At 31.4% G+C, this 14104-nt stretch carries 8 protein-coding genes and 1 pseudogene; 6 read left to right on the top strand and 3 right to left on the bottom strand.

Features of this window, described 5'->3' with window-relative positions; translation table 11 throughout:
* Window positions 1-32: 32 nt before the first annotated feature.
* Entirely contained in the window at window positions 33-374 is a 342-nt protein-coding gene (arsC, locus tag ASC41_RS14305) for an arsenate reductase (glutaredoxin) (protein WP_055437329.1), read from the bottom strand.
* Between the two features lie 70 nt (window positions 375-444).
* Window positions 445-1555 (bottom strand): peptide chain release factor 2 gene (gene prfB / locus ASC41_RS14300; RefSeq protein WP_152971481.1). Its coding sequence is split into 2 segments (ribosomal slippage): window positions 445-1491 and window positions 1493-1555, totalling 1110 coding nucleotides; the frame shifts between segments, so codons are not numbered across the junction.
* A 165-nt stretch (window positions 1556-1720) separates the two neighbouring features.
* On the opposite strand from prfB, the pseudogene ASC41_RS14295 reads away from it, so the two are divergent.
* Together ASC41_RS14295 and ASC41_RS14290 are read left to right on the top strand one after the other, a co-directional pair.
* A pseudogene (locus ASC41_RS14295) lies at window positions 1721-2739 on the top strand (threonine aldolase family protein).
* Window positions 2740-2958: 219 nt separating this feature from the next.
* Complete coding sequence (locus ASC41_RS14290; RefSeq protein ID WP_055437327.1) at window positions 2959-5190, top strand: OmpA family protein; 2232 nt, start codon at window positions 2959-2961, stop codon at window positions 5188-5190.
* A 199-nt stretch (window positions 5191-5389) separates the two neighbouring features.
* Here the strand turns inward: ASC41_RS14290 and ASC41_RS14285 are convergent, their stop codons facing one another.
* Window positions 5390-5713 (bottom strand): YbaB/EbfC family nucleoid-associated protein, encoded by a 324-nt coding sequence (locus tag ASC41_RS14285; protein WP_055437326.1) that lies wholly within the window; start codon window positions 5711-5713, stop codon window positions 5390-5392.
* A 137-nt stretch (window positions 5714-5850) separates the two neighbouring features.
* On the opposite strand from ASC41_RS14285, the gene ASC41_RS14280 reads away from it, so the two are divergent.
* The 4 genes from ASC41_RS14280 (at window position 5851) to ASC41_RS14265 (ending at window position 14102) form a co-directional block, all read left to right on the top strand.
* The gene (locus tag ASC41_RS14280) at window positions 5851-7920 is read left to right on the top strand and encodes a S9 family peptidase (RefSeq protein ID WP_055437325.1); all 2070 of its coding nucleotides are present in this window, start codon (window positions 5851-5853) and stop codon (window positions 7918-7920) included.
* 70 nt (window positions 7921-7990) lie between these two features.
* Window positions 7991-9031 carry a cysteate synthase gene (gene capA / locus ASC41_RS14275; RefSeq protein WP_055437324.1) on the top strand — a complete coding sequence of 347 codons (1041 nt, stop codon included), beginning with the start codon at window positions 7991-7993 and terminating at the stop codon, window positions 9029-9031.
* A 136-nt stretch (window positions 9032-9167) separates the two neighbouring features.
* Window positions 9168-10427: a cysteate-C-fatty acyltransferase gene (gene capB / locus ASC41_RS14270; RefSeq protein WP_055437323.1), complete on the top strand. Its 1260-nt coding sequence runs from the start codon at window positions 9168-9170 to the stop codon at window positions 10425-10427.
* Between the two features lie 273 nt (window positions 10428-10700).
* Window positions 10701-14102, top strand: a complete 3402-nt coding sequence (locus tag ASC41_RS14265; RefSeq protein ID WP_055437322.1) for a DUF7619 domain-containing protein — start codon at window positions 10701-10703, stop codon at window positions 14100-14102.
* The last annotated feature ends 2 nt before the right edge of the window (window positions 14103-14104 follow it).

The following is a 14104-nucleotide window of genomic DNA, read 5'->3' as shown; positions in this document are numbered from 1 at the left end:
ATTAATTGCTTTAAAAAAGGTACTAATCTTTTCTATAGAACTTTATTAATATTTTCTGTAGGACGGCATATAACTGCATTATTTCCATTTACTACAATTGGTCTTTCAATTAGTTTTGGGTGTGCTAACATTGCATCAATAATAGCATCATTACTAAGGTCTTGGTTTTTGTATTCAGACTTCCAAATAGCTTCGTTTTTTCTTACTAAATCTATAGGTTCAATATTCAGCATTTTAATAAGTTGCTGCAATTCCTCTTTAGTTGGCGCATCTTCCAAATATTTTATAATTTCAAAGTCTTTACCAGAGTTTTCTAAAATCTCTAATGCAGATCTAGATTTACTACAACGGTTGTTATGGTATATTTTAATCATATTTATTTTGTAAGAAGGAGAACTTCTTTGTTTTTTCTTAATAAAAAAAGGAAACTATTTTATTAACCTTTTATAGTTGATTAGATTCTGTTGTTTGTTGTCCCATCATCATTAAATAAGCTTTTAAAAACGGTGTAATATCACCATCCATAACTGCGTCTACATTACCTGTTTCGTGAGCAGACCTTACATCTTTTACTAATTTATAGGGATGCATAACGTAATTTCTTATTTGGCTTCCCCATTCAATTTTCATTTTTCCAGCTTCAATATCTTGACGTTGTGCTAATTGTTTTTGAAGTTCAATCTCATATAATTGGGACTTTAACATTTGTAAAGCTCTAGATCTATTATCGTGTTGAGAGCGCGTTTCAGAACATTGTATTTGTATGCCAGTAGGTTTATGTAGTAATTGAACTTTTGTTTCTACTTTATTTACGTTTTGTCCACCAGCTCCACTTGATCTAGCAGTAGTAATTTCTAAATCTGCAGGATTAATTTCAATTTCTATAGAATCGTCTACTAATGGATATACATAAACCGAAGCAAAACTAGTATGGCGTTTTGCATTACTATCGAAAGGAGAAATGCGGACTAATCTATGTACACCATTCTCGCCTTTAAGCCAACCAAAAGCATAATCACCTTCAATCTCTATAGTTACTGTTTTTATACCTGCAACATCACCTTCTTGAAAGTTAAGTTCTTTAACCTTAAATCCGCTTTTTTCAGCATACATTAAGTACATACGCATAAGCATTTCGGCCCAATCGCAACTTTCTGTACCACCAGCACCAGCAGTAATTTGAAGCACTGCACTTAAGCTATCACCTTCTTCCGAAAGCATATTTTTAAACTCTAAATCTTCAATTAAAGCTTGTGCTTTTGTAAATCTGTTTTCAACATCTTTAACAGTAGCTTCCTCTTCTTTAAAGAATTCGTAAATAACTTCTAAATCTTCAATAAGTGTGTTAGCTAGGTTATAATCTTCAACCCATCTTTTTTTCACACGTAGTGATTTCATTATTATTTCTGCAGCTTTAGAATCGTTCCAAAAATCTGGGGAAAAGGTTTGTTCTTCTTCATTGCTAATTTCTATTAATTTAGCATCTATGTCAAAGATATTGCCTTAACTTAGTCAGGCGTTGTGAGAGATCTTTAATTTGATCTTGTGTTATCATTATATATGTGTTTGTAACAAAAATAGAATTTATAGTATGATAAATAAATTATTATCTACTTATTTTCTAATTTTATACTGAAAAATAATAATAAGAAATTCGTTTATATAATTAAGGTGTTAATATCTAAATTAAGACAACGATAAATAACAATATTAAGAACAAATGAGAATAGATTTAAGAAGTGATACTGTAACAAAACCATCCAAAGGCATGTTAAATGCTATGATGAATGCTAAAGTTGGAGACGATGTATATAAAGAAGACGAAACTGTTAACGCGCTAGAAGAACGAGTTGCCAAATTATTTGGAAAATCTCATGCTTTATTTTTTCCTAGCGGAACAATGGCAAACCAAACAGCTATAAAATTACATACTAACCCTGGAGACCAAGTAATTTGCGATAAGTATGCGCATATTTTTAATTACGAAGGAGGAGGAGCATCTTTTAATAGTGGTGTATCTTGTAATCTTATAGATGGAGATAGAGGTATGTTTACAGCAAAGCAAGTTATAGACGCTATTAATCCTCCAGATTTTTATCACAGTCCATTAACTACATTAGTTGAAATAGAGAATACAACTAATAAAGGAGGTGGAGCTTGTTGGGATTTTAATGAATTAAAAAAATTAAAGAAGTCTGTACATCTAATAATTTGGGTTTTCATTTAGATGGAGCACGATTATGGAATGCACTAGTTGAAACTAAAGAAACAGCTAAAGATTATGGTAAGCTATTCGATACTATTTCTGTTTGTTTTAGTAAAGGATTAGGTTGTCCAATAGGTTCTGTATTAGTAGGAGACGAACATTTAATGAAAAACGCTATAAGAATTAGAAAAATTCTTGGAGGAGGTATGAGGCAAGTTGGTTTCCTAGCAGCGGCAGCATTGTATGCGTTAGATAATAATATGGAAGCATTAAAAGAGGATCACATTAAAGCTAAAGAGATCGCTTCTGTATTAGAAAAAGCGGATTATATATCTAAAGTAGAATCTGTAGAAACTAATATTGTAATTTTTACTTTAACCAATAAATATGATAATGAAACTTTTTTTAATATTTTAAAAAATAAGAATATTCACATAAGTAATATGGGGCAAGGTAAACTTCGAATAGTGACACATTTAGATTACACATATAATATGCATAAAGTTGTCTTAGATGAATTACGCGTTTTGTAAATAAATAGAGGAAAAGTGTAAACGTCTGATTATTAGAATAAAAAAATGTTAACTAAATGTTAAACGGAGTTTTTTGACACTTTATCGAATTGTCATAGAAATATAGTAATTATTTGAATTAATAGTTTGTTAACAAGTAATTTTACACGAAATTAGAGAACAACCGAGTATATATTTGGTCTGTTTAAACTTAAAATAACCATTAAAATTATTTAAAAAATGAAAAAAGCATTACTAACAATCTTATCTTTTGTTGCCTGTACAGTAGCAATCGCACAAGATTTGCCTACAAATCCTGAACCAGGAAAATGTTACGTACGTTGTGTAACACCAGATGTATGGGTAAATCAAGATGTAACTATTCAAGTTGCACCGGCTTACAAAAAATTAAAAGTAGTACCTGCACAGTACAGAACAGAAAAGGAAGAAGTTGTTGTTCAGTCTGCTGGTCAAGAATTAGCTGTTGTACCTGCACAGTACGAAACACAAACTTTCGAAGTAACCGTTCAAGGTCCTGCTCAAAGACTTGAGAAAGTTGCTGGATCTACAGATACAACTACTGAAGAAATGGTAATCCAGCCAGGATATCAAGAATTAGCTGTTGTACCTGCACAGTACGAAACTCAATCTTTTGATGTTACTACTTCAGATGGTGGACAAACTTTATCTGTTGTTCCTGCAAAATTAGGAACAGAAACTTTTGAAGTTGTTGTTACTGAAGCTAGTCAGCGTTTAGAAGTTGTACCTGCTCAATACGAGACAAGAACAGAAACTGTTATTGTACAACAAGCTTACCAAAAATTACAAACAGTACCTGCTCAATACGAGACAAGAACTGAAACTGTAGTTGTTACTGCTGCTGGACAACGTATGGAAGTTGTTCCTGCTAAATGGGGAACTGAAAATGTAGAGATTGTTGTTCAACCAGCATCTTCTAGATTAGAAATCGTTCCTGCTCAATATGGAGGAGAAACTGAAACTGTTGTAGTTACTGCAGCTAGTCAACGTTTAGAAGTTATACCTGCTAAATGGGGAACTGAAACTTTATCTTACAAGAAAAGAGAATTTGGAAATACTTTAAAAGTTGTTCCTGCTAGTTTTTCTACAGATTACCAAGTTATCGAAACTAAGCCAGCAACTGCTAAATGGGGAATGAGTGATACTCCTGCTGCAGATTGTGCATCTAGCGATCCTAACGATTGTAGATACTGGTGTTACAAAAATGTACCAGCTCAAAACATTACAGTAAATACAACTACTTTATCTAACGATGCATCTGTTGTAACAACTCCTGGTTGTGATAATTCTAATGCTAATAGTGATGATTGTGGTATGGGAACTTACACAAGAAAAGTTGTACAAACTCCTGCTACTACTAGAGTAATCGATATTCCTCAAGTAACTAAAGAAGTTAAGCGTACAGTAATGACTCAGCCTTCAACTACAAGAACTATTGCTATTCCTGCTGTAACTAAAACAATCAAGAAAACAGTTTTAGTTTCTCCAGCAACTACAAGAGTAATCGATATTCCTCAAGTAACTAAAGAAGTAACAAGACAAGTAATGGTAACTCCTCCAACAACAAGAGCTATCGATATTCCTGCTGTAACGAAAGTAGTTAAGCGTACTGTAATGGTAACACCTCCTACAACAAGAGTTATTACTATTCCTGCAGTTACAAAAACAATGAAGCGTACTACTTTAGTAACTCCTGCTTCTACAAGAGTAACAGAAATTCCTGCTACTAGTAAAACTATGAAGCGTGTTGTTATGGCTACGCCTCCAACAGCAAGAGCTATTGATATTCCTTCTAAGTCAACTACAATTAGAAAAACTGTTCTTACTCCAGAAACTACTAGATCTATTGATATTCCTGCTGTAACTAAAACAATGAAGCGTACTGTAATGAGTACTCCTCCTACAACAAGAGTAATTGATATCGCTCAAAAAACAGCTTCTTTAAATAAAACTGTTTTAGCTAGTGATGCTAGAGTAGAAGAAGTTACTATTCCTGCTGTTAACAAAACAGTTACTAAAGAAGTTTTACAAACAAAAGGTGGTTTAACTACTTGGACTGAGGTTGATTGTAAAATCGTTGAGTATAACGATCTTAACATAAACTGGTTATTAGGTTCTGCAACTTTAACTCCTGCTGCTAAAGCTGAGATTGATGCAAAATTATTAGTAGAATTAAAGAATGGTGTTTCTGTAGAGATTGCTTCTCACACAGATTCAAGAGGTTCTGCTGCATCTAACAGATCTTTATCTGAAAGAAGAGCTCAAGCTGTAACTAACTACTTAATTTCTAAAGGAATCAACTCTTCAAGAATTGTTTCTAATGGATATGGTGAGTCTAGATTATCAAATAGATGTTCTGATGGTGTTTCTTGTACAGAAAGAGAACACTTAGCAAACAGAAGAACTCAATTTAGAGTTATCAATGCTAACTAATATGTAATTCTTATTTCATTTATATATAAAAAGAAGCCTTCGGGCTTCTTTTTTTTTTGTTATACTTTTTCTCAATTATTGGATATAGCGTTTTTAAATTTTGTACTATTAGTAGTTTAGAATGGTATTAATAAAAAAGGCCTCACTAAATATTTATATTTAGTGAGGCCTTTTCTAATAGTATTATTTAATGATTAAACTATTTAAACATATCCATTCCAGGAATATTAGGCATACCATCCTTTGCTGCAGCTGCTAATTCTGCTTCATTAATTTGAGTAGCTTTCTCAATAGCTTTATTTAAAGTAAGTATTAAATAATCTTCTAACTGCTCTTTGTCTTCTAATAAAGAATCTTCAATAGTAATAGCTTTTATGGTTCTATTTGCTGTTAAAGTAACCTTTAATAATCCATCGTTACTTTGTTCATCTACTAAAACAGTGTTTAACCTTGTTTTAGTTTCTTCTACCTTTTGTTGGGTTTCTTTAAGTTTTCCCATCATTCCTGCTAAATCTCCAAACATAATTTGTTTTTGTATTAATTTAAGAGCAAATTTATTAAATAGAATGGTTAATAACCAATATAATATATAATCAAAAACTTGTATTTATTTTCGCTTTAAGTTTTACTTTTGTTTTTTCTTGTAAACAAAATAAAAAGATGTCAGAAAGAACAGTAACAGTAAATGCACCAGTTGCAAAAAAAATAAAGAAATCTCTAGAAAAGCATAACGATATTCGTATTGATAATTATTTCTGGATGAATGATAGAGAAGATAAAAATGTTATTGATCATCTTAATGCAGAAAACACTTATACTAAATCAGTTTTAAAACATACAGAATCATTTCAAAAAGATCTTTTTGAAGAAATGAAAGGTAGAATTAAAGAAGATGATACTTCTGTGCCTTATAAATTGAATGGTTATTGGTATGTAACTAAATTTGAAAAAGGAAAAGACTATCCTATATATACAAGAAGAAAGGAGAGTATAGAAGCAACCGAAGAAATTATTTTCGATTGTAATGAGATGGCTAAAGAACATGCATATTTTAAATTAGGAGGAATATCTATTAGTCCAGATAATAAAATGGCAAGTTTTGCAGTAGATACAGTAAGTAGAAGGCAATATACGCTTCAAATAAAAGATTTGACTACAGGTGAAATTTTTTCTGATAAAATAGAAAACACTACAGGAAGTTCTACTTGGGCTAACGATAATAAAACGTTGTTTTACGCAAAGAAAGATGAAGTAACCTTGCGTTCGGATAAAATATACAAGCATAAATTATATACAGAAGAAGACAAAGATGTTTTAGTTTTTAATGAAACTAATGATACATTTAACTCTTTCGTTTATAAAACAAAATCTAAAAAGTACATTGTAATTGGTTCTTCGAGTACATTAACTTCAGAATATAGAATTTTAAATGCAGATACTCCAGATGGAGAATTTAAAATATTTCAAGAGCGTGAACGTGAGTTAGAGTACTCTATTGCTCATTATAAGGATAGCTTCTATATTATTACTAATAAAGATGATGCTACTAATTTTAAGCTTCAAAAAACGTCTGAAACCAATACGGAGAAAGAAAATTGGAAAGATGTGTTGCCACACAGAATTGACGTTTTATTAGAAGATATTGAGATTTTTAAAGATTATCTTGTTGTTAACGAACGTGAAAACGGACTAAATCAAATAAGAATAATAAGCTGGAATGGAGAAGAAGATTATCACTTACCATTCGATAACGAAACATACACAGCTAGTTTAGGAAATAACCCAGACTTTAATAGTGATGAGTTACGTTACGGATATAATTCATTAACAACACCAAGCTCAATAATTGATTATAATTTAAAAACGAAGACTAAAATAACAAAGAAAGAACAAGAGGTTTTAGGCGGAAAGTTTAATAAAGAAAATTACGAATCTAAGCGTCTTTGGGCAACTGCAAGAGATGGTGTAAAAGTGCCAATATCTTTAGTTTATAAAAAAGGAATAGAATTAAACGGGAAAAATCCAGTTTTACAATACTCATATGGTTCTTATGGATCAACAATAGATCCTTATTTTTCTACTATTAGATTAAGTTTATTAGATAGAGGTTTTATTTATGTAATAGCGCACATAAGAGGAGGAGAGTACTTAGGTAGAGAATGGTACGAAAACGGAAAATTATTAACTAAAATGAATACTTTCACAGACTTTATAGACTGTTCTAAGTTTTTAATTAAAGAAAAATATACCTCTCCAGAACATTTATATGCAATGGGAGGAAGTGCCGGAGGCTTATTAATGGGAACTATAATTAATTTAAATCCAGAATTATATAATGGAGTAATTGCAGCTGTACCATTTGTAGATGTTGTAACTACAATGTTAGACGATACCATACCATTAACTACAGGAGAATATGATGAATGGGGAAACCCAAACGATAAAAAATATTATGATTATATGAAATCATATTCACCTTACGATAATGTTACCCCTAAAAATTATCCAAACCTACTAGTAACGACAGGTTTACATGATTCTCAAGTGCAATATTTTGAGCCTGCAAAATGGGTGGCAAAATTAAGAGAATTAAAGACAGATACTAATAAGTTATTGTTTCATATAGATATGGAAGCAGGACATGGTGGAGCATCTGGACGTTTTGAAAGTTTAAAAGAAGTAGCATTGGAATATGCGTTTTTACTTGATTTAGAGGGAGTTGACTGTTAAAAAAAAAAGCTTATTTTTGCAAGGTTTTAAGTTACATTTCTAACTATAAGTAACTGATCAAATATTGTTTATGACACACGAGAAACAGGTTTTTGACAATGTATTGGACTTAATTGGCAATACACCAATGATAAAACTAAAAAAAATGACTTCAGAGTTTAAAGGTAACTTTTTGGCTAAAGTTGAAGCTTTTAATCCCGGACATTCTTCAAAAGATAGAATAGCACTATACATTATTGAACAAGCAGAGAAGCAAGGTATACTAAAGCCTGGTGACACTATTATTGAAACTACTTCTGGTAACACAGGATTTAGTATTGCAATGGTAAGCGTTATTAAAGGATATGATTGTATTCTTGCAGTAAGTTCTAAATCTTCGGCAGATAAAATAGATATGCTAAAGAATATGGGAGCCAAAGTTTATGTTTGCCCAGCAAATGTTAGCGCAGACGATCCAAGGTCTTACTACCAAGTAGCAAAACGTTTACATGACGAAATGAAAGGTTCGGTTTATATAAACCAATATTTCAATCAATTAAATATAGATGCACATTATGCCTCTACTGGTCCAGAAATCTGGAATCAAACCAATGGTAAAATAACACATTTAGTAGCTTGTAGTGGTACAGGAGGAACAATTTCTGGTACAGCAAAGTATTTAAAAGAACAAAACCCTAATATTAAAATTATTGGTGTTGATGCTTTTGGTTCTGTACTAAAAAAATACCATGAGACTAGAGAGTTCGATGATAAAGAAATTTATCCTTATCGTATAGAAGGTTTAGGTAAAAATTTAATTCCTACTGCAACAGATTTTGATACTATTGATGAGTTTGTAAAGGTTACAGATGAAGAGAGTGCTCATACAGCAAGAGAAATAGCAAAAACCGAAGGTCTTTTTGTAGGTTATACTTCTGGTGCAGCAATGCAAGCTATAAAACAATTAAGTGCTTCTGGTGAGTTTAAAGAATCAGATAATATAGTTGTAATTTTTCCAGATCATGGATCTCGATACATGAGTAAAATTTATAGTGATAAATGGATGAATGAACAAGGTTTTTTTGATAGTAAAAACCTTGAAGCCGCAGAAAGTATACAATATATAAAATAAGAAACTATTATAAATAATAAAGCTGATAACTGTAAAAAGAAATCAGCTTTTTTTATGTTAATAATAGAATGTAAAAATGTTATGCAAAAAAGAGAGAATTGCTTAATTTTGCATTCTCTAAACTAATTAAGTACAGATGAAAGATTTATTTGCGAAAATATATAAGGATAAAGGGCCATTAGGTAAATGGGCAGAACAGGCTGAAGGTTATTTTGTGTTTCCAAAGTTGGAAGGACAAATTTCTAACCGAATGAAATTTCAAGGAAAAGATGTTATCACTTGGAGTATTAACGATTACTTGGGTTTAGCAAATCATCCAGAAGTACGTAAGGTTGATGCTGAAGCAGGAGCTGCATATGGATCGGCTTACCCAATGGGAGCTAGAATGATGTCTGGTCACACTGAGTTACACGAACAACTTCAAAATGAATTGGCTGCCTTTGTTAATAAGGAAGCAGCTTACCTTTTAAACTTTGGTTATCAAGGTATGGTATCTACTGTAGATGCTTTAGTTGCTAAAGATGATGTTATTGTTTACGATGTAGATGCACATGCATGTATTATTGATGGTGTAAGATTACATCACGGTAAACGTTTTACATATAAGCACAACGATATTGAAAGTTTAGAAAAAAACTTAGAGCGTGCTACAAAAATGGCAGAGACAACTGGAGGAGGGATTTTAGTGATTTCTGAAGGTGTTTTTGGTATGCGTGGAGAACAAGGACGTTTAAAAGAAATTGTTGCTCTTAAGAAAAAATATAATTTTAGATTTTTTGTAGATGATGCTCACGGTTTTGGTACACTTGGTAAAACAGGTGCTGGAGCAGGAGAAGAGCAAGGTGTACAAGATGATATAGATGTTTACTTTGCAACTTTTGCAAAATCTATGGCTAGTACTGGAGCATTTATTGCTGCAGATAAAGAAATTATAGACTATTTAAAGTATAACTTACGTTCTCAAATGTTTGCAAAATCTTTGCAAATGCAATTGGTCGTAGGTGCTTTAAAGCGTTTAGATATGTTACGTACAATGCCTGAGTTAAAAGAAAACTTATGGAAAATTGTTAACGCATTACAATCTGGGTTAAAAGAAAGAGGATTCGATATTGGTACAACACAAAGTTGTGTTACACCAGTTTATTTAAAAGGTAGTATTCCTGAAGCAATGGCTTTAGTTAGAGATTTACGTGAGAATTACGGTATATTCTGTTCTATTGTAGTATATCCAGTAATACCAAAAGGATTAATATTATTACGTATGATTCCTACAGCAACACATACCATCCAAGATGTAAATGAAACATTAGATGCTTTCGATGCTATTAGAACACGTTTAGAAAATGGAACTTATAAAAGAATGTCTGCTGCTTTAATAAAAGCAATGGGAGAATAATTTCTTTTCAATTTATTATATAAAAATCCAATTCGAAAGAATTGGATTTTTTTTGTTAAAGAAAACAGAATATATCAGTTTTAAATTCAAATTTTTTAAATTAAAAATAATTTACTACGCAACCTTTCGTGTTTTTTTACATCTATTAAGTAATAGCTTATCAAAATCAAATTCTAAGTGAAACTGCTCGAATTCTAATTTAAAGGTTTTTCACTAAAAGTTTCTGTTATATTTGATTATCAATAAAATCGTAAACTTTTAAAAACGAAAACTATGACCAACTACTTCAAAATTCAGTGCTTTTTTACTTTTGCCTTTCTATTTTTATGTAGTGTATTACAGGCGCAATCTACAGTTTATATATCTGGAACAGCAAATAGTTACAGTGTAATAGAAGGAGATACCTATTCGTTTAATATTAACTTATATAGTGTTAGTTCAACTCCTATTGTCGTTGATGTATCTATTGCATCAGGAACAGCAGATGCTACAGACTATACGCCAATTACTACAACGGTTACAATTCCAGCTGGGCAATTGTCTTTAAGCACACCATTAAATCTAATAACAAATAATGATGCTATAATTGAACCTAATGAGAATTTTAGAATTCAGGCAGATATTACTTCTGGAAATACTACAAATACATCCACAAATCGATATATTCAAATTATAGATAACGATACACCACCAACAGTTTCTGCATCTTCTAATACAAGTATAACAGAAGGAAACTCGAGATTTATAAACTATGGCTTATCAAATCCTTACAGTTCAGATATTATACTAAATATAGCAACAAGTAATGGATCTGCGGATAATTCTGATTATAATACTGTAAACACTACAGTAACATTTGTAGCAGGTGAAACAAGTAAATCTCAATCTTTTTTCTCTATAGATGATACAGTTGTTGAGACAGATGAGACCTTTATTATTACAGGCTCAATTACTTCTGGAAACACTAATAACGCGACTGTTGTAACTACTGCAACCATTAGGGATAATGATACTACACCAATGTTAAGTATAGGGACACCATACGATAGAACAGAAGGGCAAAACGTTGTGTTTTCTGGCAGGTTAGATAGAGTTTTTAATGCAGATGTAACAATACAGTTTACAACAAGTAATGGTACAGCAGGAACAAGTGATTATAATACAACAACAATAGTAGAAACAATTTCCGCAGGAAATATCTCTAAAACTATTACAGTACCTACCATAGATGATAACCTTGATGAACCGCAAGAAACATTCACATTAACAGGTGTAGTTACTTCTGGTAATACAACCAATGCCTCGGCTTCTGCAACAGCTACAATTGTAGATAATGACGGTTTACCAGATTTCAGGATTTCTTATAGCTCAAATTTTCAAGGAGAAATAAATGAAGGAGAAGATGCAAGATTTAGTGTCTGGTTAACTCATGTAAGTGCAACCGATACATCAATCCAACTTTTAACAACAGCTGGAACAGCTGGATCTTTAGATTATTCAGCTTTAAATACAACGATAGTTATTCCTGCAGGTCAAACATACTATAATGCAACTAATTTAATTGTGCCGACGGTTTTAGATCAATTGCAAGAAACAGATGAAACATTTGTTATTAACGCTACAACAACTTCTGGAAATACATTTAATACAAGCGAATCATTAGTGTTTACAATTTTAGATGATTATAATGTGAATGCACATCATGATACTTTTTATCCTGTAATGGAAGTTGGTGGTAGTTTTCAAGTACTAACTAATGATACTTTACATGGTTTAGCATTAAATGCATCAGATGTTACTATTACTTTAGAAGCTAATACTATTGGAGTCACACTTGACGCATCTGGAGTTTTAACAATACCCAACACGCTTTCAGGTTATTATAATCTAGAGTATACTATATGTGAAAATTCAAATCTTAGTATTTGCGATACAGCAACTATTACATTGTATTTCATTTCACCATTGGAAGTAAGGTATACACCAACATATTCAGATTATAATGGAGATGGTTTTACTAGTGTTGGAGATATTATAACTTATCAATTTAGTGTTACAAACAATGGTAATGCAGTACTAACAAATGTGGAATCTATTAGTAATTTTTCTAATTTAAACGTCATTGGCGGACCATTAGTTACATTAAACCCTAATCAAACAGACAGCACAACTTTTTCTGCAACACACATTATTACTCAAGAAAATATTAATTCCGGTTATTTTACAGGAGAATTAATAGAACATTTTTTTACAGGAATGTATTATGGATATCAAGTTGATGGTTTAGCTGAACTTGATACTCCATTAAATTTATCTTTTTCAGATGGCATAGAATTTAATGCTTTTGTAGATACTAATGCAAATGGTATTCAAGATAATGCTGAAATAGATTTTCCTTTAGGTCATTTTGAATATGAAATTAATAATGATGGCGTTATTAATAACCTCCTTACAACTCCATTTTATTTATATGAATCTAATCCTACAACTAGCTATAATTTAAACTATGTTGTTGATAGTGAGTATGCTGTAAATAATGTATGTACAGTTAATTATTCAGGTGTAACTGTGGCTTCAGGTTCTGGTATTACAACATATAATTTTCCAGTTACAGTAACACCTTATAAAGATTTATCGGTGAGTTTAAATAATTACAATGCTCCTCCAAGACCAGGTTTTAGTTATAGAAATTATATTACGTATACTAATAACTCTAATCAAACTGTAGCTTCAGGTTCTGTAGGTTTTGTTTTAGATAGTGCTTTATCTATTACAGAAGCCCCAAATGGCGCTGTGATTACTAGTACAGGACTTACTTATGCTTTTACAAATTTGGAGCCATATCAAACAAGATCTATTTGGATAAAAATGTATGTGCCAACAATACCAACAGTTGCTTTAGGGGATTTAGTAAATAATTCAGCTTCAATAAATATACCGGCTGGAGATATTTTACCACTTAATAACAACTCTAGTTTAACACAAACTATAATTGGTGCTTACGATCCAAACGTGAAAACTGAAAAGCATGATGGACAAATTGTACATTCTACTTTTACAGATGACGATTTTTTAACCTATACCATTCAATTTGAAAATACAGGAACAGCTAATGCTATTAATGTTAGAGTAGAAGATTTTCTTGACGATAAATTAGATGAAACGACACTAAGAATGATTGATGCTAGTGCAAATTATGCTCTAGAGAGAGTTAACAATCATCTAGTTTGGAATTTCTATGGAATCAATTTGCCTCCATCTGAAGAAGATACTGATATTGGACATGGTTATTTTACTTTTAAAATCAAGCCAAAAACAGGATACATGCTTGGAGATATTATACCAAACGAAGCAGAAATATATTTCGATTTCAATCCGGCTATAATAACAGATGTTTGTAGTACTGAGTTTGTGGAAACATTATTAAGTGTAGACGATTTTACTTTTTCAGATTTTAACTATTATCCAAATCCTGTAAAAAACACATTGTTTATTTCGAACACTTCAAAAATTGAAACAATTGAAATTACAGATATTTTAGGAAAAGTAGTGAGCTCTAAAAAGATGAATGCAATGCAAACAACTCTAGATTTGTCTTCATTTGCTAACGGAGTTTATTTTGCTAAAATAGAATCCGGAAGGCAAACAAAAACAATTAAAATTTTAAAAGAATAATA

This window comes from Lacinutrix algicola (assembly GCF_001418085.1).
Classification (GTDB): Bacteria; Bacteroidota; Bacteroidia; order Flavobacteriales; family Flavobacteriaceae; genus Lacinutrix; species Lacinutrix algicola.
Note: the sequence above shows the minus strand (reverse complement) of the source record. Positions and strands in the feature narration are given on the sequence as shown.